Raw genomic sequence first — 21,821 nt, 5'->3', positions numbered from 1 at the left:
TCTCTAGTGATGAGGCATGCTATCTACAAGTTTGGCTTTCACCATTCTCGCTCTTGCCTCAAGGCGTGAGCTAAAGAAAACTCCAGATAGTGCCGCAACCATTCCAGCCATTGTTGGGATTGTTGCCATTGAAATACCTGATGCCATTAAACGTGCATTACCAGTACCTTGGGTTGCCATGGTTTCAAAAACCGCGATCATACCCGTTACAGTTCCAAGTAAGCCTATTAAAGGACAAACAGCTACTAATGTTTTAATCAACAACATACGCTGATCTAATTTTTCAGACGCTTCAGAAATCCATGCTTCACGGATTCTGTGTGCGTACCAAGACGTAGTGTCTTGGCGGGCATCCCACTTAGCAACAATATCCTTCGTTAAACGAGGAAACTCTGCAAGTAAGAACCAATAGCGCTCAATCATTAAAACCCACATCAGAAAGAGTGCTATCGCGACCACGTATAAAACCTGGCCGCCTGTGCCAACAAAATCCCTGATAGATTCCCATATCTCCATCAGGACTAGCATTAGGCTTTCTCCTTCTCCGCGTGAGTAGCGATGATACCAGCGCTTTGCTCATCAAGGATATGTAATACCGACTTACTACGACCTGCAACAATAGAGTGAAGTAGAATAAGTGGTAGTGCTGCAATTAGACCTAGCGCTGTAGTTACAAGTGCTAGAGAGATGTTACCAGCCATGATCTTCGGATCGCCCGTACCGAACAATGTGATTGTTTGGAACGTTAAAATCATACCGATTACTGTACCTAGTAGACCTAGTAATGGTGCGATAGCAGCAAGAATCTTGATGATGTTGATACCAGCTTCAACACGTGGAGTTTCACGTAAAATAGCTTCATCAAGTTTAAGTTCAAGGTTTTCAACATCTTGAGATTTGTTGTCATGGTACACTTTAAGAATACGACCCAGTGGGTTGTTTGTATTCGGTGTAGACAAGTTCTTAAGTTGTGATTTGATCTTAGAAGTAGTAAGCGCTAAGTCAATGAAACGAACTAAGAAGATTAATAGACCTACAGCAAGTAGTACAGTGATGATATAACCAACTTCAGCACCTTGCTCGTAGTATTCCATTAGCGTTTTCTTCTGCGTATTAATACGTAAGATTGCGCCGCGTGTAGGGTCAATGTAAACGCCCGCGTAGCTATCAGAAGATGTTGCTTCTAGGTTTGAAATGCCATCTAAAATGTAGCTATCAGGTTGTTTACCTAAAGGCTGGATAGACTTTGTTTCTGGCGAGTAGATTAAGTAACCTTCGTCAGCAACTAAGTTAAAGTTACCAATACGAGTGATTTTCTTAACCGCAGTGTTTCCGTCAAGGCCAGCAACTTCAGATTCAAAAGTAGATACTTTTGCTGATTCTGTCATTTCTGTTTGAAGTGAAATCCAAAGCTCTTCTAACTCACGAACTGTTGGAAGTTCTTTAGCTGCTGCTAATGAACGAAGTACTTCAGCACGACCTGGCTTTTCAGCACTTACTAAAGATGCTTCGATAGAACCGATAGCGTCTTGCGCTGCACGACGTACAACACCAAACATCTCACCTAGAGTACCTTGAGCATTTTGAAGAGCTTGCTCTTTTTCCGCTAAAGTGTTTTCGTTTTGTGCGTATTGCTTAGCTAAAGATTCACCACGTGCTTTTTCAGCAGCTAGCTGGCTTTTAGCTTTATTAAGTAAAGATTGCTTGTCAGCACGTTCTGATAAGAACTCTTGCTCACGTTGCTTATTGATCTTACCTTCTGAGATACGCTCTTGCTTAACTTGCTCAAGAATTTTGTCTAAAGCGTCAGTGTTTGCGTGTGCGTTAAGCGCGGTACCTGCAGAAACAGATAGTACTGCTGCAACAGCAAAACCTTTAAATAGTTTCTTCATTATTGATTACTCCGCGCCAAAGATTGGTAGTTTAACAAGTTCTAGTGTCGCTTGCTTACGTGCCATGCGGATCACTTCTTTAACAGGTTTTAGGTATTCTTCACCTAATTCTTTCCACTGTTTAGTGTTGTTATCCCACACCCAAGCATGTTTCAAGTCAAAAGACTGAGCAACATATGTAATACGACCTAAACGACCGATATCTACGTTGATATTTTTGCCATCAATTTCAAGCGTACCTTGAGAAGCAGTTACTGCAGAGCTGTACGCTGTTTCAACTGTGTATGCTTCAAGAACTTGACGGAATTTTTCAGACGTAGTAACAGAGGCAGATGCCATGATGTCACGAAGTCTTTCAACACGGCCTAGACGCGTTTCAAGATTAAATGGAACGTCCGCTTTGATGAATTGCTCAAGCGTATCGATCATGCGATACATCAAAGGCACAACGTTTTGTTTAGTGTTATCGATAGTCGCAATTTGACGATCGAACGACTCAATCGATGCATTTTGGTCAGCGACCAAACGTGCAACGTGATCGTTATACACTTTCATAAGTTCAGTCTCATCAACGATGCTACGGTACTCAGCGATTAGCTCTTGAGTTTGACCATATACATTGTCAATTTTAGTTTGAGACTTAACAGCAGCCTTTTGAATTTGTTGACCTGCTTTTTGCACGTCATTCAAAGGATCTGCAATCACATTGCTGCTTGCAAATGCAAAAGCGCCAACCAACGCTGTTGCTACAAGACTCTTTCTGATTTTAACAGACATAGTTCCCAACCAATTAAGTAATGTTACTTTTATAATTTAATTATCCTCCGAGGAGAACAACCCTGATATCTTTTAATAGATATCAACCTTTCAATAATGCTAAATGCAATAAGCGCTGTCAACTTGATGTTAGGTGTAATTAGCAAATAAATCACCTGCCGATGGACTACATTAAAGTAGCACCAATAAAATGTTAACATTATTGCAACCAACTGTATTATCAACAATCCTAGCAAACCCCAATAAGGTTGATGTTTAACTGGATAGACCTCTAAACAAACAACATAAATGCAACATTTAGTTCAAACTTGATGTATATAAAAAAAAAATAAAAACATTTAAAAAAAAACTCTTTTAGGGGCTCTATTTGACGGTTTTTTATCATTTTTAAGCACTTTAACTCAAAAAAGGAACGGTTTAACGCACAAAAATCAAACGTTACACATATTGAAAGTTGTAAAGCTAATAGAAGGGTTTCAATATCAAATTTGTGAAGGTTTTCTGACACTCAATTACAATCAAGCAACGCTCTACACTGATAGACGAAATAAGGCCTCATTAATGGCTTGGGCACAATCAAAATCAAAAAAAGCTTACTTTAGTTAATTATTCTTATGATGTTCAAACCGAGTCTTGCCTAAGTTCACTGTATGTTACTTCTTAGCTCACTATCCAAACTCTAGGCTTTGTCGTTTATCCATATAATCCAGTTTGAGGCTGAGTTTTGTAAATATTAATACTTCTAAAACTTGCAAGTTAATCTAGGAAGGTAATAAAAATATTAGAAATTTATAGGCAGCACAAAATTAATAATACATAGAATTCTGTTTAGCATATTTAATTAAAATTAGGTTTTATAGCAAAATTAAACCACATAATGGTCTTTTGGAGTTTAGATATAATAAATGAGCACTATTAATGATTGGAGGTATTATGGTTTATGGGTATATGAGGAACTTTCTGAGTATGTGAGAAGTTTTAAGGAATAATGGTGAAACAGAGACCTGCTTCACCAAGATGAACATGAGTTCACATAATTAAAATTATGCTGCTTCAACGTTCTCAGCTTCAGGGCCTTTTTGACCTTGTTTGATGCTGAATGTCACTGCTTGACCTTCGCTAAGAGTGCGAAAACCAGAACCAGAGATTGCGCTGAAGTGTACAAACACGTCAGGACCGTTTTCTTGTTCAATGAAACCAAAGCCTTTAGCTTCGTTGAAAAACTTTACTTTACCAGAAACCGACATACTAAATTTTCCTGTAAGTCAATAATTAAAAATTCTGCCACGTTATTGTGGCAATAGCCTCCTTGAGTCAATGCTCATAAAATAGAGGTATAGTACAGGAACAAGTAATAACCTAACTGGTAACCTTAAACGCAGCACAATATCCGTAAATTCAATTCATAAAAACTCAAAGCAAAGTAAGATTAACACATTCTATTTTTTTTCGCTCTATTAATTGAAAATAATTTCTAAAAAAACTTACTCTGTGATTAAAAACAGATAAGACATTGATTAAAATAAATAAAAATAAAATACTATTGTAATATTTATTATGAAATCCTAATAAAAATACAGCGATTGTTAACCCTTCACAGGCTAATCTCTGTTCATACTAAAACAAACAAGAAATAATGATTAAGTAACAAGCCAATTTATACCTTTTCATACAAGCCTTGAGCCTAAATATTTACATACAAAAAAACCGCTTAAGTAAGCGGCTTTGATTTCAAATACTTAATTTTACTTTAAAACAGCCCAATCAATTACAGATTCAGCTTTTATCGGTACGACTTCAGAATCGCCAAGCGTATAACTTGCAGGCACAGTCCAAGGAGTCTTTTGCAGTGTAATTGTATCGCTATTACGCGCTAAACCATAAAAGTCTGGACCAAAGTGGCTTGCAAAGCCCTCTAGCTTATCTAATGCACCAGCTTCTTCAAATGCTTCTGCGTAAAGCTCAATAGCAGCATGAGCCGTGTAAGCCCCTGCACAACCGCACGCAGCTTCTTTTTTATCTTTATAATGAGGCGCAGAGTCAGTACCTAAAAAGAACTTTTTACTGCCACTCGTAGCTGCAGCCATAAGTGCTTGCTGGTGAATATTACGTTTGAGTATAGGCAAACAGTAATAATGAGGACGAATCCCTCCTGCTAACATGTGGTTTCGATTATACAGTAAATGGTGAGCAGTAATCGTTGCCGCAACATTACTTGGCGCGTTATTGACAAAATCAACCGCATCTTTTGTTGTTATATGCTCAAGTACTATTTTAAGCTCTGGAAAGTCATTAACGACATCACCTAGAATCGTATCTAAAAATACTTTTTCTCTGTCAAAAATATCAATTGAAGAATCCGTCACTTCACCATGTACAAGCAAAAGCATACCAACATCTTGCATAGCGCTAAGCACTGAATATATATTTTTGACGGACGTTACACCAGAATCAGAATTGGTTGTCGCGCCAGCAGGGTATAGTTTAGCAGCAAATACTTTGCCTGATGCCTTAGCCTTAATTATTTCTTCAGGTGTTGTCTTATCAGTGAGGTATAACACCATCAAAGGCTCAAAGTTACCTTGTGGCTTAGCAGCCATTATACGTTCTCTGTAAGCTAAAGCGGTGTCCGTGCAGGTCGCTGGAGGAACCAAATTTGGCATTATAATAGCACGCCCCATATAGCGGCTAATATCGCGCACAGTGTCTTTAAGCTGATCACCATCGCGTAAATGCACATGCCAATCGTCAGGTCGGGTAATTGTTAACGTTTTTACAGAGTTTGTATTATTACTGGTCATCACTTCATTCCACAGCTGAATTTATGTGATCATAGGCATATGATGTTTTCGAGTAAAGATTTTATTAAAATAATCGGTTACTAATTTGCCCTATTTTATTTACAGCTTGGTTAAAACGTTTATCGTTTTATTTTGTAGAACAGTTGATATTAGGTTAACTTAATGTGGTGTTTATAAAAAAAGAATAATAAATTTTGCCTATGTCGAACAGTATCGATACCTCTAAAGCGCTTGAAGTAAAAACAGATCAGCTAAGTATCATAAATCAGTTTTCATCAAGCCTATTACAGCTAGACACCTTAGATGAGCTATTTGAATATGTAACGACTCAAGTTGTAAATCGTCTTGGGTTTGTTGACTGTGTTATTTATCTCGCTGATGAATCAGCCTCTAAACTCAATCTTGTTGCTTCTATGGGAATCGATCGCCAAAGATATAAATACAAAGCCCAACGAAAAGTAATTAATTTTAACGAAGGGATATCAGGTTTTGTTGCAACAACAAAAAAAGCAATAATTTTAGGCGATGTCACAAAAGATAGCCGTTATATTGCAGACGAACGCCCTGCTCAATCAGAGCTTTGCGTGCCTCTTGTATACAAAGACCGTATTCTAGGTGTTATTGATTGTGAACACCCCGCCATGAATTACTTTACTAATGCACACCTTGAAATATTAACAACAGTGGCACACCTTTTAAGCGCTAAAATAAACCAAGTTAACATGGTAAATAGCCTGCAATCGACTGTAGAGCAGTTAAATGACGCGCAAAAGCTTGAAAACAGTCTTCTTCAAATAGCCAACTTAACCTATAAAGCCAGTGACTTAGATACATTTTTCGAATCTTTACACACTATTATTAATAGCTTATTAAGGGCTGATAACTTCTTTATTGGCCTTTACGATAAACAAATCGACATTCTAGATATTGTTTACATTGTTGAAGCTGGAATTCAAACAAACACACATCAAAAAATCTCTAAAGAACAACTTAAAGACACCGCGTCTTACTTTTTATTGCAAACTGACCAAGCGATGTTATTAACAAAACAAGACTACATTGATCATATAGAGCAAGGTCATTTTAAATTAATTGGTCGTCAAGCCGAATCTTGGCTAGGTGTACCATTTAAAGCCAATGAACGTATGAGTGGTGTCATTGTTGTGCAAAGTTATCATGAGGCACATCATTATAATGAGCACGATAGTGCTTTGCTTACCTATGTAAGCAGGCAAATAAGTATGGCAATAGATAGGCAGTTAGCTAGGCAGGAGCTTGAACACAAAGCTTTACATGATGGATTAACTGGGCTTGCTAATCGTTCATTACTTATTGAACGAATAAAGCATGCAATTTTGCGCTTAACGCGTGTAAAAAAAGGCACTGTTCATGCCCTACTTTATTTAGATTTTGACCGCTTTAAAAGTATCAATGATGCGCTCGGCCACGAAGTTGGCGATCACTTTTTAATTAAAATTTGTGAGTTGATCAAAGGTACAGTTCGTAACACCGACACTTTTTCACGCTTGGGTGGCGACGAGTTTGCTATTTTAATGGAAAACATTACTCATCGTAATCAAGTTAAAGAGGCACTAGGGCGCATAAAAGAAGCACTTTCTAAACCAATAAATGTTGATGGCCATTTATTGCAAGCCTCTACCAGCATAGGTATTGCCTATACTGATAATGTTGACGATAAAGCATACCTGTTACTGCAACAAGCAGACGCCGCTATGTACGAGGCTAAATCAACAGGCCGCGGACAAGTTAAGTTTTTTAACAACACAATGAGAAAAAAGCTTAAAACACACGCCGACATAGAAAACGACCTACAGCACGGTATTGAACACAACGAATTTGAACTCTACTTTCAGCCAATTTTTACAATCTTAAATAACCACGTTATTGGCTTTGAAGCACTTGTGCGTTGGCACCACCCTAAAAAAGGGTTTGTTTCACCTAATGACTTTATTCCTATTGCTGAAAAAACAGGCCAAATAATCAACCTGGATTTACATCTACTCGACTTAGCTGCACAGCATATTTCAAAGTGGCACCAACAAGGTCATCGTTTCTTAAAAGTCACAGTAAATGTATCATCGCGCCATTTTGCAAGCCTAGATTTTGTAGCTCAGGTCCACGCTATCTATAACAAATACCAATTGCCTTTAGGTTCTTTGTGCTTAGAAATAACCGAATCTGGATTAATAGAAAACTTAGAGCTCGCCACACAAATTATCGAAGGGCTCTCACCTCTAAAAGTAAAACTATGTCTTGATGATTTTGGAACAGGTTACTCTGCGCTAGGCTACTTACACCAGCTCCCCATTCATATTCTGAAGATCGATAAAAGCTTCATCGATCATGTACAAGATTCAACAAATCCCTTGGTTGAGGCTATTTTGTCACTTGCTAAGTCGTTAAAACTTGAAGTTGTTGCTGAAGGAATTGAAACCACCGGACAGCTAGAGACTTTGCAAACTACGCATTGTGAATACGGACAAGGTTATTTAATGTCAAAACCAGTTCCAGCAAAAGAAGCTATATTACTAATTAATCAACCACTTTAGCCCCACATCTGTAAAGTTAAGGCTTGGGGCACTTAGAGCGCGGCGCGAGGTATATAACCCAGTGGGATAAATAAATACCCAGCAACAAAGAGCAAATAGCCCCATAAATAACCCAAAGGGCAGCATGCGTTTGGGTTTGTTCTTCGTTATTGGTTATTTATTAGGAATGACCACAATATATAAATTATCTTTGCCTGAATAAAAAACTGACAGCTGTAAAGTCAATCACCAAAGATCAACCTTCATATACTCCAAAGTATTTTTATTTTCTACAAAGGTCACTACTTTTCTATCTATTAGCGTTAGTTAACTAAGCAAGGTAAAAATTTTTTATACCAGCCCCTTTACCTTTAAACATGAAGTAAATTAATACAAGTAGTAAAAAATCGGCTTTAATCTAGTTACTTACGCTAAACTATAAAAACATTAATCAGTAAAACTATATTTATTAGCTTAATTTAGACGTCTAGACGTTGAAACGTTTTTTATATAAGCGTAGTATTGAAAAATAATGAGCACTACTCAAATTTTCCATGAGAATTATTAAAGATGATTGGTATAAAACACTTAAAAACTATTGCAACCCTTAAAGAAACCGGTTCATTAGTGAATACTGCCCGCGAATTATTCTTAACTCAGTCGGCTTTATCACATCAAATTAAAGACTTGGAAAACAAGTTAGACTGCCAGTTGTTTGAACGCAAAACGCAGCCTGTGCGTTTTACCCCGCAAGGCATGTTATTGCTTGAGTTAGCCCACGAAATACTGCCGAAAATTGAAGCAACTAAATGTCGTTTAAAAGAGAGCCTTAATCAGCCAATTTCACAATTACGCTTAAGTGTTGAATGCCATGCTTGTTTTCACTGGCTACTTCCAACAATTAAAGATTTTAATAACTTTTGGCCAGATATAAAAATTGATTATGAACGTGGTTTTAGTTATGACGCAATTCCAGACTTACTTAACGATGAATTAGACTTAGTACTCACATCAGACATTCGTGAACCCGATAAGCTAGAGTATGCCCATTTATTCGACTTTAAGTTAAAGTTAATTGTTGCACCTGATCACGATCTTGCTAAAAAAGCATACGTTACAGCGTTGGACTTAAAGAATGAAACCATTATTTCTTACCCTATTCCGCGCGAACGCCAAGATATATTTAAACATTTCATTCAAAATGCACGTTTTGACGGGACGTTAAAAAACGTAGATCAAGGACTACTAATTTTTCAGCTAGTCAGTGCTGGAATGGGTGTAGCTGCATTACCTGATTGGTTGGTTACACCATATGAAAGCCAAGGACTCATCAAATCGATTCCACTAGGTGCGCTAGGTTTAACTCGACCAATGTACTTAGCGATGAAAAAAGATATGAAAGATAACCCTGTATATCGCCACTTTTTAAATACGTGTAAGTTAAATAACGGTCGATAAACTACTCATTAATGAGTAACATAACTTAAATTATAGCTTTTATGTTGCTCATTATGTTCGCTTTGAAAAAGTTACTTGGCGGCTTGCTTATGCCGCTCCCTTTAATTGGTCTTTTTACACTTATAGCTTTGTTTTTGGCATTCAAGGGGCGCAAATTTTCTTTAGTAATTGCATTTTTTGGACTTTCAACATTGTTGGCAATCAGTACACCATTTGTTGCTAACCAAATTTTAAAAAACAACGAGCCAACAAGCCTTTCTTTTCACCCTTCAAAACACCCAGAATTAGACAAAATAGTTGTGCTTGGGTGCGATATAAATCCTAACTCTGTCTTAAGTGCTAATAACCAATTAGGTAATTGCGCGCTAACCCGACTAGTTGAAGGAGTCAAACTCGCTAAGTACTACCCAAAATCACAGCTTATTTTTTCTGGCGGCGGTTATGAGAATATTACTAACAGCAGCTTGATGTATCAAACTGCCATTGAGTTAGGCATTAATAAAAATAGGCTTTTGCAAAACCCAAAGGCAATGGATACAGCGCAAGAAGCTGCGCTACTAGCGCCTAAGCTAGTTGATTTTAAGGTAGCGTTAGTAACTTCGGTACTGCATATGCCCAGAGCCCAGGACTTGTTTTCGGCCCAAGGTGTAACAAGCATTCCTGCAGCAACTGACTTTCACAATTTTGCAGCGCTTCCTTTTCATAAACAGCTCGTTCCAAATGCGCAAGCACTACTAGCCGTAACGCAATACAGCCATGAAGTTATAGGAACAACGTGGATAAAAGTCCGTCGATGGCTAGACCCTGAGGCACTTTAAACAACTTGCAAAAAGCCACCTGCTAACTCGTAAATTTGATTTGTTTACAATGAATGTTTGTCGAGCAAGAAAATAAAATATCAATACTTTAAGATATGTGGGTAAAGCTCTTCACTAGATTTTTTGTTAAACAATAACGTCACTTTACTGTCGTTGTTTTGTAGGTGGGTGTTTTGTCCAAAGCCGATAGAGTATAACTAAAAATATCCCTAACAATAATATACTCAGTGCGGTTAAGCTCTCTACACCTATAGACTCAAATGTAGCTCCAAAAGTATAGCCTCCGCCAACTAAAATAATGACCCATAAAGCAGCTGAACAGGCATTTAAGATGCTAAATAGGGGCCAAGATATATCGGTTAGCCCTACAGGGAGCGCTCCAATTGTGCGCATACCTTTGGGGTATCGATATAAAAAAATGTAAGCCATGCCGTAACGGTTAGCAAGCGCACTCGCTGTTTGAAATAGTTGACCAATTTTATTAGGTTTTTCAAGCCATGAAGTGCCATAAGCTCTTGCAAGAGCAAACCGTATCTCATCGCCAATATACCCTCCCATAAAAGTAGCTAAAATAACTACTTTAATATCAAGCGCGCCGATTTGAGCAGCATAACCTGCAAATAAAGGTAACCAGCCGCTTTTCAATGCACAATAGCCAAATAGCAATAGGTAAACAAATAAGCCGTACTGCTCAAGTAGAGCTAAAACACCTTCCATTGCGGTCCTTATAAGGTCATTTTTAATAAAACTAGAAATACATAACGAATTAAGTAAATTAAAAGATCTTTATGAGAGACCAAACCACTTACCTTACTTTTACAACCGGTTTATTTTATTCGCTTTCATTTAAGCAGTGTATATAAAGAAAGCGTGTCTCCTTCCCACGCTCTGAACACTCTCAATTTATACTCAACTCACTAGACAACAAATTTAAACACGCCCTCACTTCAATATAAGTAAATAAAGTCTATTAGAGCAGAGCTTGTACACTATCCGTTGTCGCCCCTATTTAACTGGCGTTAAATTCAAGGCTTTAAATTTTAAAATATAACGAGTACTAAAATTAATAATCTTAAATATCACAGTAGCTTAAACAGGATTATCAATATCAATAAAGCTAACCTCAAAACCGTACTCCAGGGCAAGTAGCTCGCCCAGAGCTTTTATACCGTAGCGTTCGGTTGCATGATGCCCTGCTGCAAAAAAATCAATATTTTGTTCTCGTGAACTATGAATAGTTTGCTCAGACGCTTCACCTGTTAAATAAGCGTCAATACCTTGCTCCGCAGCTAAATCAATATAACCTTGACCTCCACCAGTACACAGCGCAATAGTTTGTATTTTACTTGAACGAACTAAGCTTGTGAGAGGGGCTCGATTAAGCATCTTAGCTATTTTTGATGCAAATTCATCTCCACTTAGCGCTGTTTTAAGGCGCCCTTTCACTGCTACACTGTTAGCAACAGGCTCAAGGCCTTCTTGAATTTCAATATCTAATAATTTTGCAAGCTGCGCGTTATTACCAATCTCTGGGTGAATATCTAAAGGGAGGTGATAAGCAAATAAATTAATATCGTTAGCCAATAAGGCGCCTATTCTCCGCTTTTTCATCCCGGTAATAGGTTGAGACTCGCCTTTCCAAAAATAACCATGATGGACCAAGATAGCGTCTGCTTGCTCATCAATTGCAGCGTCAATTAAAGCTTGGCTCGCTGTTACTCCGGTAACAATTTTTTTTATTTCATTTTTACCCTCAACTTGTAATCCATTTGGGCAAAAATCCTTAATATTGTGAGGCTTTAAAATATCATTTAATAATTGGTTAAATTCTTGACGTTGCATACGCGTAACCTTACTTTGCACTGAATTTTGTGCAAATTTTGGCGTTTATTGCTTTAAAATGGAAGGAAAATCGCAAAAAATTGAAAAACTGATTCAAAATAGGTATAAATAGCTTCTCTTTATCTGTGTTCACAACGTATAGGGTCTCTGATGAGCAAACTAGACAAAACAGAAGTACTATCTGCCTTTGAAGCAGCGTATGAAGCTGCTAATGGTAAAAAACCTGAAATTACAACTAAACCAGGCTGGTACAGCATCGATGGCGGAAAAAACTTACGCCTAGCTGACGTAGCTGAGCTAACTAAAGAATTAAGCAGTGGTAAAGCAACACCGGCACCTGCTGAAAAAGCGCCAGCTAAAAAAACTAAAACCAAAAAAGCTGCGCCTGTTACCGCTCAGAAAAAAGCGCCATTCACTGTGGTTACACAAAGTGAAGATGGTTACACCGCAGAAGAATTGTGGATTGTAATCCTAGCGCGTAAAGATCATGACTGTCGCCTACCGCGCGGTGTTGTTTAATCAACATTAATGATTTTAAAAGAAACCGCGTTAAGCGGTTTTTTTATGCCTGCTGTTTATAATTTGTAAAATAAAAAAGCGGCATAAAAGCCGCTTTTTAAAGACGTTAATTAACCTGAGATCTGGTTAAGCCAACATTAGATTATTACTCTCTAAAATTTCAAGTTCTTGCGATGTTAAATCTAATGACGGCTTTTCCTCTTTTAGGCAATAGGCAATTAATCCACCAAGTAAATTTAGCATAAAGCCATGCATACTGCGGTGTCTAGAGTGTTCAATGTAAGAAATGTTTTTCAATTGATCATTCACCGTTTCGATTATAAATCGTTTTTTCAATAAAGCCCTGTCCCACAATGAAATAAATTTTTTCTTCATATTCTTTCGAACCGTCGTGATCAACTCGACACCTTTTTCTAGTAACTCACCAGAGAGCGCTTTGCTGATATAACCTTTGTCGCCATAGAGTTTTCCGAAGATAGAGTCCGCCATATCAGAAACAGGCTCTCGATCATCCACATTGCCCGTTGTGAGCTTTAGCGCCACAATCTCACCTAAATGATTAATTATTAAGTGTAGTTTGAATCCATATGACCAACCCATAGTGCCTTTTCCATGATGAGCAACGCCTTCAAACACTTTATTTCTTTTAGCTCTGATGATGTGACACACTTCTATTTTAGTGGAGTCAACAAATTGTATACCTGTGGGCTTGCCAAGTTTTGATGTGAGGTAACTGCACATCGGAACCACCACACTAGGCATAAGCGCGAGAAACCTTGTGTAACTCAGCAACTCTGGAAAATAGGCTTTAAGTTGACGGCAAACATAGTGAAGATAGTAGTTTTTGAAATCTCTGTAATGTGACTGGTGAAAATGGATGATAATAGTCATCACCTCTGACGGAGATAAGCGGCATGCTCTTCGACGTTTAATTTCACCATTTTCGAGCAATATACGCTGCCAGCTTGGGAAAAATAACTTTGAAAAATCATCGACATCACAGTACGTTTCAACTAACTTGTTCATGCTCGTTCCTTTTTGTTCTAATCACTCTTGGTCGAATGATCGGATCATGGAACGAGCATTTAGTTCCTTTAAATTAGTAATTTCTTATCCGAAGCTCAGGTTAATTAAAATTCTTACTTTTCAAAATAAAGCGGCTGGCGTGCTTTTTTGCCAACCTCATTCATCGTTTCTGCATTAAATAAACGACCATTAATCATTGTATAATCAACCTTATCAGAGCTGCGAATATCAATTAACGGATCACCATCAATCACCATTAAATCAGCCAGTTTACCCACTTCAAGCGAGCCTACGTTTTTATCAAGCCCTAAGTACTTAGCTGGATCGAGTGTTGATGCGCGTATGGCTTCTAGTGGCGTCATGCCACCTTGGGCAAACATCCACATTTCCCAATGTGCACCTAACCCCTCACGTTGACCATGCGCTCCTAAGTTAACTAAAACACCTAAGTCTTGTAGCTCAGCCGACACACGTGCGTTGTTAAAATGATTATAGTGATGATCGGGTGCTTTAACACGACGCATAGAACGCGGCAGCAACTGATTTTGAGGCACAAACTTACTTAAACGAGGGTGATTCCACACGTCAGTTTTATCATACCAATAGTTTTCACCCCATATACCACCATAGGCAACAACAAGCGTTGGTGTGTAACCCACATCACTTTGTGACCATAATTGTTTTATATCATCGTATATGTTTTCTACAGGAATGGAATGCTCAATACCTGTATGCCCATCAACCACCATGCTCAAATTATGTTGCAGTAGCGAACCGCCTTCTGGCACAACCATCATTTCAAGTTCGCGACCTGCTTCAACGACTTGTTGGCGCTGCTCACGACGGGGTTGATTGTATGATTTAACGCTAAAAGCACCGACTTTCTTTAAGCGTTCTAAGTGAAATTTAGCATCTTCTAACGAATCAATATGCGAGGTATAACCCGGCATATTAGCCCCATACAAAATAGTTCCTGTAGAGAAAATACGCGGACCAACAATCATGCCTGCTTTTTGCATTTCGCTTGCAGTGAATATTTCGGTGGTGTCGTTAGAGGGATCATGAATAGTCGTAACACCTAAAGCTAAACCTGCAAAGTTTTTCCAATTTTGCTGAGGAATTATTTCATTGCTCCCTTGAGAACCATGAGCATGGGCGTCAACAATACCTGGCATGATGGTTTTACCTGTAACGTCTATAACGTCTGCATCTTTTGGTATGCTTAATTCAGAAGCTGGGCCTACAGCTTTTATATGCTTGCCATCAGTAATTATTACTCCGTTTTCAATGACTTTATCACCATTCATCGTAATAATTTTACCGCCAGTTAAAGCAATCATGCCTTTTGGCTCATTCACCTTCTTACTAAATCCGATGTTTTCGCCATTTTTAACTTTAAAATCAGCGTCGCTTTTACTGTTAATCGCAAATACACCGTTTAAATTTGCATGGTAAAGCTCAGGCCCTAGTGTCCAATAAAGTTTGCTGCTATCGGCACTCCAGCTAATACTTTCACCAGCACGCACAGATAGCTGCTCTATAGGGAATTTACTGTCTTTAGGTCCAATATTTATGGCCTTCCCACTTTCAACTAATGGCGTTACATACACTTTAAATCGCTCAGCAAAAGCAAGATACTCCCCATCTGGAGATACTCTAAATTCAGTAGCATGCTCAGATTCATAAAGTTTAGATACTTTTTTGCTCTCTAGCTCTACAACACTCAGCGATGGTTTTGGCCATGGACTCATTACAAATACACGGTCGTTGTCAGCCCCAAATTGTGGCTGATATCCACTTTTAGAAATCAGTTCACTTTCACCGCCTTTTGCGCTAACGCTATAAATACCTGGGTTCAATGACCATTTAGGATTTAAAATACTGCCACCGCTGACTTTGCGATAAACAACCGTTTTACCATTTGGGCTAAACGTTGGTTCTACATACTTGCCTGGCTCTTGTGTAATTGTGTCGCCTCGACCACTGCGAGAAGATACAACGCGCACTTGCCCTTGCTTGTTATCGTTCCACGTGGTGTAAACTATTTTTTTACCATCGCGAGAATACTGCGGAAATAATTCAAAATGATCTGTTTGTTTTGTTAAACGCTTAATTTTTCCAGATTCTAAATCGCGTTTATAAATATAGCCTAACGCTTCAAAAATAGCGGTTTCACCGTCGGGGCTTACTTGTACATTACGCAGCATTTTTACGTCAAATTCACCAGTGTCTAAATTTTGAGTAAAACGAAGCGCTGGTTGAATCTTTTTAGTGGTTTCTACTTTAAATGCAATCGGACTAACTGATTTGTCAGTCACGTCAACAGATTGAATTTTACCACCCGCCCAAAATACCAATTCTTTATTATCGGGTGTCCAGGCAATTGTAGGATAAACACCGTGAATAGCCCATGTTTCTTGCATGTCACGCTCTAACTTATCGTATACCTGAGTGTGCTCACCCGTGCTTAAATCATAAAGATACAAACTAGTTTGAAAGTCGTCTCGCTTAATGTAAGCAAGCGTTTTTCCATCTGGCGATGGAGTTGGTCTAATTGCGCCACCCATACCATCAATAATTGTTTCTATTTCACCTGTTTCACGATCGTAGCGCTTAATTTTATATATACCCGCTACAGAATCCTTCGAATAGTGAAACGTTTTGCCTGGTGTTGCATCATGAGAAAAATACACATAACGCCCATCAGGTGAAAACATTGGCTCACCTAAATCTTTTTGGTCGTTCTCGCGTTTAGTCAGCTGAACCCCTTTACCACCAGCTTTATGGAATAGCCATACTTCACCAGCACCTAGTGAACGACTAGCCGTAAAGTGTTTACGCGCCACTAAAAAATCGCCATCAGGGCTCCACGCTGGACTATTTAATAATCTAAACGTTTCGTTGGTTACTGCACTTTGGTTCTCACCGTTTAAATCCATAACCCAAATATTGTCGCCGCCACCTTGATCAGAAGTAAACGCAATGTGTTTACCATCGGGGCTAAAACGAGGTTGCATTTGCCATGCTATATCAGAGGTTAATTGTGTTGCTGTACCGCCACTCATTGGCATTGTGTAAATGTCGCCTAGTAAGTCAAATACAATGGTTTTGCCATCTGGGCTAATATCAATATTCATCCATGTGCCTTGTTCTACGCTAATTTTAGCGTCAACAAATTGCCCTTTAGGCGAATCTACTTGCCATTTTTGTTCATCTTTTTTATCAGTGGATTCGGCATGTGCTTGCCCAATAGCTAATGACACTGACAAAGCCAACGCCGTATGCAGCAATTTCTTCATAACTTTCTCGCTTATTATTGTTGCTGTGTGTTTTAACCGATTGCAACAAAAACAACCAAAAGTTACCAGCGTTATTTGATAAAGCGCAGTTTATTACGTTTAATGCCAAGAAATGGGGTCAAATTGATAGTAGTTAACCAGCATTCTATATATTTCTGGATCGTAGCGCCGTAACTCTGCTGGTTTTTCAATAAAGGTTTCGGTGATCACCGCAAAAAATTCGGCCTCGTTTGTTGCGCCATAACTATGAATAACGTGAGGCATACTATACGCCACATGACTTTTAAGCTGCGTAAAGGCACGACTAAATACCCTTGCCCACTCTTTATAATCCGCCGAGCTTTTTAAAAGTGGCGTACCTGTTGTTTTACCTGTTTCCTGATCTAACTGATGAGCAAATTCGTGAAACACCAAGTTATGCCCATCACTGGGTAAGCGGCTTCCTTCTAATACATCATGCCAACTGAGTACCAATGTTCCCCCAGGCCACGATTCACCTTGTCTCACCGTATTATGATAACTGACTAAACCAGCACTATCGCGCGTGGTTTGCGGCGCGTAATAGGCACTTGGGTACAATAGTATTTCTTTTACATTAATATAAAGAGGCCACGGCTTGTTAAGCACGAGTACGCAGGCATCAGCAGCAACAATAAGTTTCATGGCAGGTGTGAGCTTTAATCCATCGCAGCCAATAAAGCGCTTTTCATTTAAAAACCAAACAATATGTCTCTCAAGTTTGGCTCTATCAGCATCTGTCATCTTTCGGTAAATAGGCATACAGCGCAGTAAGATATCTTTTTGCTGAGAGCTTAAACCCATACGTTGATACTTATTGCGCCAAAGGGAGGCTTGGATAGAAGGCCATTGCCAAAGTATCGCCACAAATAACACTAAAACACCAATTAACAGTCCATTTATCATGGCAATACCCTAAACATATATATGCCTTTATAAATATGTTCACCGGGATGAATTTTCAACTGCTGTGGTTATTATAGATTTTTAAAATACTTTTTTTACTACCGTCATTTACATTTAAAATGATCACACTCAGCTTGTAACACCTTTACAAAGCGCGCAACGTGTAGGCCATCCATTAAAGAGTGATGTACGTCAACAGACAGTGGCATCGTGCCAGCTTCTTTGTCGTATTGACCAAATACAAATTTAGGGATCCCTAAACTTTGCTCTTCGCTAAATGCATGTGAAAAAGCGCTAAAATTAAGCCATGGTAAAACAGATATATGAATTAAATCAGCTTGCCCCTCTGTATTGGCAAATGCGTCGCTAAATAGTGAGTTTGACTTAGATTGTTTACTTACTTTGTCGCTATTGGCTGAGAACTCTTTGAAAGAGCCCAAATAATCAAAATAACTAAATACAAAGCACTCGTCTTCATCAAGTTCAACAACACTTGCACGAATGCTTGTAAGTAACCAGGGCTTGGATTCTATAATTCGTAACATAATTGGTTCATAAGCGAAGCAAGCTTTTAGTGTGCAATAAACATAGGCTTGAAAAAACGATATATTTTGAGCCTTACAGTAATCAAACAGTGTTTGTGCGTTTAGCTGAACACACACATTAAAGTATGGCTGGGTAAAATTTTTAAATAGTTCAAAATGTTGTTTACGAGGCCAGCTATCAAAGTCGATAGGCTGCATATTCGAAGTTGACGTCATTATACATACCACACTTAATTAAAAATAAAGTGTAACGTTGTTTCATAAAAATAGCATTAATAACAAAAAAGGGGACGCAAATGCGTCCCCTTTCTTCAAGACCTAAATATAAATCTAAAGGCCATTTTGTATTATTTCTTGAGCAAGCTCATCTGCAATTAAGTGCGTCGATTTTTGCTCTTTTTCGCTGCGAGCAAAAATTTCTGTTAGCGTATTAAAAATACCCTCAACGTGTTTATTAGAGGCCTCAACGGTATAACCTTCTGGCGCAGTTTCGTAATAAACATTAATAATACCCCCTGCGTTTATAACGTAATCTGGCGCATACAAAATGCCTTTTTCACGAATAATTTCACCATGGCGTGATTGTGCTAACTGATTATTAGCACAACCAGCAATAATGGTTGCTTTAATACGAGGTATAGTGTCATCGTTTATGGTTGCGCCTAATGCACAGGGTGCATACACATCTACATCTAAGTCATAAATGTCATCAATACCAACAGCTGTTGCACCAAAATCGTTAACAACACGATCAATTGCAACCTGGTTTATATCTGTCACAAACAACTTAGCACCTGCATCAGCTAAGTGCTTACACAAGCCGTAAGCAACAGCCCCTAAACCTTGTACAGCTACTTTTATGCCCGAGAAGTCTTGGTGGCCGCGTTGATGCTGCAGTGCAGCTTTAATACCTAAAAAAGTACCGTATGCAGTAAAGGGAGATGGGTTTCCACTTTTGCCTTCAAGGCCAAGAACGTAATTTGTTTCTTTGTTCATTAAAGCAACGTCGGCACACGTAATATTGACGTCTTCTGCTGAGTAATAGCTACCATTTAAACGCTCTAATTGGCGACCAAATGCATGAAAAAGTTGTTCCGATTTAATTTCTTTGGCGTTACCAATAATGACAGATTTTCCACCACCAAAAGGAAGGCGCGCAACCGCATTTTTGTAAGTCATCCCTTTTGATAAACGCAAAACATCATACACTGCGTCTTCATCTTTAGCGTAATCCCACATTCTACACCCACCAACAGCAGGCCCCAACTTGGTACTATGCACAGCAATAATTGCTTTTAAACCTGACTCTTTGTCAGAACAAAAGACTACTTGTTCATGGTTATCAAATTCAACTTGATTAAACACAGCCACTTAAAATACTCCGAAAAATTGACCCGTGAGAGGGTGTACGCGCTGGAAATTGTCGAGACTTTACCACTTCAAGATAGTGTTCGCCACACATCAAGATGATAAAGCTAACAAACACCAAGTGATTAAATTAAATAATCAACTTATAACTTATTAACAAATAAAAAATTTAAAATAAATCACAAAAATAGACATTAAAACTAAAATAACACAAGGGTACACTTCTTTACGTTTACGTTAGCGTAACCATTGATTTTTCCGTAAAGTTTTTAATACATCCACCATTAACACGCAAGCAATTGTTATTTAATGATTTATATTTATATAAACAATTACCACACAACTGGTAAGATCAGTTTTCACTCAATATTGATGATTTTAAAATAAAAAAGCGAGCACATGGCTCGCTTCATAAACAAAGATAACAATTACTTTAATTTGCTATCAAGCTCAGCAATTTTTGCCTTCCAAATCGCAGGACCTTGCGTATGTGCATTGGCACCTTCGCTATCTACTGCAACCGTTACAGGCATGTCTTCAACTTCAAACTCGTAAATCGCTTCCATACCTAAATCTTCAAACGCAACTACACGCGCTTTTTTAATCGCTTTAGATACTAAATACGCAGCACCACCTACAGCCATCAAGTAAACAGATTTATGCTCTTTGATTGATTCAACCGTTGCAGGGCCGCGCTCTGCTTTACCAATCATGCCTACAATGCCGGTTTTTTCTAGCATCATATCGGTAAATTTATCCATACGTGTTGCTGTAGTTGGGCCTGCTGGGCCTACCGCTTCATCACCAACAGCGTCTACAGGGCCAACGTAGTATATAAATTTGTTATCAAAATCAACGCCTTCAGGTAAGCCTTCGCCAGAGTTGATCATGTCTTGCAAACGTTTATGCGCTGCATCACGGCCAGTTAAAATGGTGCCTGAAAGTAAAACGGTTTCACCCATTTTCCATTCTTGAACATCATCTTTCGTCAGCGTGTCTAAATTTACACGACGTGTCCCCTCACCCACTTCAAAAGTCACTTCAGGCCAATCCTCAAGCTTTGGCGCTTTTAAATCAGCAGGACCTGAACCATCCAAAGTAAAGTGCACGTGACGAGTTGCTGCACAGTTAGGGATCATCACCACTGGTTTTGAAGCTGCATGGGTAGGAGCGGTTTTAATTTTAATATCAACAACCGTTGTTAACCCGCCCAGGCCTTGTGCACCAATACCTAGTTTGTTTGCACGTTCGAATATTTCTAGACGAAGCTTTTCTTCTGTAGTTTCCGCCCCACGCTCCATAAGCTCATGGATATCAACCGGATCCATCAATGACTCTTTAGCCATTACTGCAGCTTTTTCTGCTGTGCCACCAATACCTATACCCAGCATGCCTGGTGGACACCAACCAGCACCCATTGTAGGCAGTGTTTTTTCTACCCAGGCAGCAACATCGTCTGAAGGGTTTAACATAACCATTTTACTTTTGTTTTCAGAGCCGCCACCTTTTGCTGCAACCATGACTTCTACTTCGCCACCAGCTACCAAATCGATGTGAACAACCGAAGGTGTATTATCTTTTGTGTTTTTACGAGTACCAGCAGGGTCTGCAACAATAGAAGCACGAAGCGGGTTATCTGGATTCAAATACGCACGGCGAGTACCTTCATCAACCATTTGTTGAACTGTTAAGTCTGTTTTATCCCACTTAACATCCATACCCACTTTTACAAAACACGTAATAATACCTGTATCTTGACAAAGCGGACGCTTGCCTTCAGCCGACATACGCGAGTTAATTAAAATTTGCGCAATAGCATCTTTAGCAGCTTTACTTTGTTCTTTGTTGTAAGCTTTTTCTAATGCTTGAACAAAATCAAGTGGATGGTAGAACGAAATATATTGCAATGCATCTTCAATGCTATCAATAAAGTCTTGCTGACGGATTGTACTCATAATGGTTCCTTAAGTTAGCTTTACGCTTAAGCGTAATCTATACCAAAC

Annotated in this window: 17 protein-coding genes; 4 read left to right on the top strand and 13 right to left on the bottom strand. The window is 38.7% G+C overall.

What is annotated here, in order from left to right:
• Positions 1 to 3 precede the first annotated feature (3 nt).
• From MTP24_RS06375 to pyrC, 5 genes are all read right to left on the bottom strand, one after another.
• On the bottom strand, positions 4 to 528 hold the full coding sequence (locus tag MTP24_RS06375) for a MotA/TolQ/ExbB proton channel family protein (protein WP_004588135.1): 525 nt from the start codon (positions 526 to 528) through the stop codon (positions 4 to 6).
• Positions 528 to 1,892, bottom strand: a complete 1,365-nt coding sequence (locus tag MTP24_RS06370; protein WP_008131371.1) for a MotA/TolQ/ExbB proton channel family protein — start codon at positions 1,890 to 1,892, stop codon at positions 528 to 530. The genes MTP24_RS06375 and MTP24_RS06370 overlap by 1 nt, the downstream gene beginning before the upstream one ends.
• A gap of 6 nt (positions 1,893 to 1,898) precedes the next feature.
• Entirely contained in the window at positions 1,899 to 2,669 is a 771-nt protein-coding gene (locus MTP24_RS06365; protein ID WP_010557582.1) for a DUF3450 domain-containing protein, read from the bottom strand.
• 1,043 nt (positions 2,670 to 3,712) lie between these two features.
• A complete protein-coding gene (locus MTP24_RS06360) occupies positions 3,713 to 3,916 on the bottom strand; it encodes a cold-shock protein (protein ID WP_006792379.1) in 204 nt (67 codons plus the stop codon).
• 498 nt (positions 3,917 to 4,414) lie between these two features.
• Complete coding sequence (pyrC, locus tag MTP24_RS06355) at positions 4,415 to 5,470, bottom strand: dihydroorotase (protein ID WP_008127987.1); 1,056 nt, start codon at positions 5,468 to 5,470, stop codon at positions 4,415 to 4,417.
• A 200-nt stretch (positions 5,471 to 5,670) separates the two neighbouring features.
• Here pyrC and MTP24_RS06350 point away from each other — a divergent pair, with 200 nt between their 5' ends.
• The 3 genes from MTP24_RS06350 (at position 5,671) to MTP24_RS06340 (ending at position 10,295) form a co-directional block, all read left to right on the top strand.
• The gene (locus MTP24_RS06350) at positions 5,671 to 8,040 is read left to right on the top strand and encodes an EAL domain-containing protein (protein ID WP_243533286.1); all 2,370 of its coding nucleotides are present in this window, start codon (positions 5,671 to 5,673) and stop codon (positions 8,038 to 8,040) included.
• Positions 8,041 to 8,589: 549 nt separating this feature from the next.
• Positions 8,590 to 9,477 carry a LysR family transcriptional regulator gene (locus tag MTP24_RS06345; protein ID WP_006792376.1) on the top strand — a complete coding sequence of 296 codons (888 nt, stop codon included), beginning with the start codon at positions 8,590 to 8,592 and terminating at the stop codon, positions 9,475 to 9,477.
• 41 nt (positions 9,478 to 9,518) lie between these two features.
• The gene (locus tag MTP24_RS06340) at positions 9,519 to 10,295 is read left to right on the top strand and encodes a YdcF family protein (RefSeq protein WP_243533284.1); all 777 of its coding nucleotides are present in this window, start codon (positions 9,519 to 9,521) and stop codon (positions 10,293 to 10,295) included.
• A 144-nt stretch (positions 10,296 to 10,439) separates the two neighbouring features.
• Here MTP24_RS06340 and MTP24_RS06335 read toward each other — a convergent pair whose 3' ends face one another.
• Together MTP24_RS06335 and MTP24_RS06330 are read right to left on the bottom strand one after the other, a co-directional pair.
• Positions 10,440 to 11,012: a VTT domain-containing protein gene (locus MTP24_RS06335; protein ID WP_243533282.1), complete on the bottom strand. Its 573-nt coding sequence runs from the start codon at positions 11,010 to 11,012 to the stop codon at positions 10,440 to 10,442.
• 372 nt (positions 11,013 to 11,384) lie between these two features.
• Positions 11,385 to 12,137 (bottom strand): Nif3-like dinuclear metal center hexameric protein, encoded by a 753-nt coding sequence (locus MTP24_RS06330; RefSeq protein ID WP_008127700.1) that lies wholly within the window; start codon positions 12,135 to 12,137, stop codon positions 11,385 to 11,387.
• Positions 12,138 to 12,287: 150 nt separating this feature from the next.
• Here MTP24_RS06330 and MTP24_RS06325 point away from each other — a divergent pair, with 150 nt between their 5' ends.
• Positions 12,288 to 12,656 carry a hypothetical protein gene (locus MTP24_RS06325; protein ID WP_008127699.1) on the top strand — a complete coding sequence of 123 codons (369 nt, stop codon included), beginning with the start codon at positions 12,288 to 12,290 and terminating at the stop codon, positions 12,654 to 12,656.
• 126 nt (positions 12,657 to 12,782) lie between these two features.
• Here the strand turns inward: MTP24_RS06325 and MTP24_RS06320 are convergent, their stop codons facing one another.
• The 6 genes from MTP24_RS06320 to MTP24_RS06295 all read right to left on the bottom strand — a co-directional run bounded on the left by MTP24_RS06320 (position 12,783) and on the right by MTP24_RS06295 (position 21,773).
• Positions 12,783 to 13,682 (bottom strand): IS982 family transposase, encoded by a 900-nt coding sequence (locus tag MTP24_RS06320; protein WP_033103763.1) that lies wholly within the window; start codon positions 13,680 to 13,682, stop codon positions 12,783 to 12,785.
• Positions 13,683 to 13,795: 113 nt separating this feature from the next.
• A complete protein-coding gene (locus MTP24_RS06315; protein ID WP_243533280.1) occupies positions 13,796 to 16,981 on the bottom strand; it encodes an amidohydrolase family protein in 3,186 nt (1,061 codons plus the stop codon).
• A gap of 99 nt (positions 16,982 to 17,080) precedes the next feature.
• A complete protein-coding gene (locus MTP24_RS06310) occupies positions 17,081 to 17,905 on the bottom strand; it encodes a M90 family metallopeptidase (protein WP_243533278.1) in 825 nt (274 codons plus the stop codon).
• 104 nt (positions 17,906 to 18,009) lie between these two features.
• Entirely contained in the window at positions 18,010 to 18,648 is a 639-nt protein-coding gene (locus MTP24_RS06305) for a CatA-like O-acetyltransferase (protein ID WP_243533681.1), read from the bottom strand.
• Between the two features lie 132 nt (positions 18,649 to 18,780).
• The gene (locus tag MTP24_RS06300) at positions 18,781 to 19,821 is read right to left on the bottom strand and encodes a Glu/Leu/Phe/Val dehydrogenase (RefSeq protein ID WP_243533277.1); all 1,041 of its coding nucleotides are present in this window, start codon (positions 19,819 to 19,821) and stop codon (positions 18,781 to 18,783) included.
• Positions 19,822 to 20,246: 425 nt separating this feature from the next.
• On the bottom strand, positions 20,247 to 21,773 hold the full coding sequence (locus MTP24_RS06295) for a fumarate hydratase (RefSeq protein ID WP_006792366.1): 1,527 nt from the start codon (positions 21,771 to 21,773) through the stop codon (positions 20,247 to 20,249).
• Between the last annotated feature and the right edge of the window lie 48 nt (positions 21,774 to 21,821).

The sequence above is a fragment of the Pseudoalteromonas sp. APM04 genome, assembly GCF_022809815.1.
Lineage (GTDB): Bacteria > Pseudomonadota > Gammaproteobacteria > Enterobacterales > Alteromonadaceae > Pseudoalteromonas > Pseudoalteromonas marina.
The sequence above is the reverse complement of the archived record's forward strand: the minus strand, read 5'-3'. Positions and strand labels throughout refer to the sequence as shown.

Coding starts and splice junctions, on each gene's coding strand:
- MTP24_RS06320 (WP_033103763.1), bottom strand. CDS start 13,682: ATGAACAAGTTAGTTGAAACGTACTGTGATGTCGATGATTTTTCAAAG.
- MTP24_RS06375 (WP_004588135.1), bottom strand. CDS start 528: ATGCTAGTCCTGATGGAGATATGGGAATCTATCAGGGATTTTGTTGGC.
- MTP24_RS06350 (WP_243533286.1), top strand. CDS start 5,671: ATGTCGAACAGTATCGATACCTCTAAAGCGCTTGAAGTAAAAACAGAT.
- MTP24_RS06310 (WP_243533278.1), bottom strand. CDS start 17,905: ATGATAAATGGACTGTTAATTGGTGTTTTAGTGTTATTTGTGGCGATA.
- MTP24_RS06325 (WP_008127699.1), top strand. CDS start 12,288: ATGAGCAAACTAGACAAAACAGAAGTACTATCTGCCTTTGAAGCAGCG.
- pyrC (WP_008127987.1), bottom strand. CDS start 5,470: ATGACCAGTAATAATACAAACTCTGTAAAAACGTTAACAATTACCCGA.
- MTP24_RS06305 (WP_243533681.1), bottom strand. CDS start 18,648: ATGCAGCCTATCGACTTTGATAGCTGGCCTCGTAAACAACATTTTGAA.
- MTP24_RS06315 (WP_243533280.1), bottom strand. CDS start 16,981: ATGAAGAAATTGCTGCATACGGCGTTGGCTTTGTCAGTGTCATTAGCT.
- MTP24_RS06370 (WP_008131371.1), bottom strand. CDS start 1,892: ATGAAGAAACTATTTAAAGGTTTTGCTGTTGCAGCAGTACTATCTGTT.
- MTP24_RS06330 (WP_008127700.1), bottom strand. CDS start 12,137: ATGCAACGTCAAGAATTTAACCAATTATTAAATGATATTTTAAAGCCT.
- MTP24_RS06360 (WP_006792379.1), bottom strand. CDS start 3,916: ATGTCGGTTTCTGGTAAAGTAAAGTTTTTCAACGAAGCTAAAGGCTTT.
- MTP24_RS06365 (WP_010557582.1), bottom strand. CDS start 2,669: ATGTCTGTTAAAATCAGAAAGAGTCTTGTAGCAACAGCGTTGGTTGGC.
- MTP24_RS06295 (WP_006792366.1), bottom strand. CDS start 21,773: ATGAGTACAATCCGTCAGCAAGACTTTATTGATAGCATTGAAGATGCA.
- MTP24_RS06335 (WP_243533282.1), bottom strand. CDS start 11,012: ATGGAAGGTGTTTTAGCTCTACTTGAGCAGTACGGCTTATTTGTTTAC.
- MTP24_RS06345 (WP_006792376.1), top strand. CDS start 8,590: ATGATTGGTATAAAACACTTAAAAACTATTGCAACCCTTAAAGAAACC.
- MTP24_RS06340 (WP_243533284.1), top strand. CDS start 9,519: ATGTTGCTCATTATGTTCGCTTTGAAAAAGTTACTTGGCGGCTTGCTT.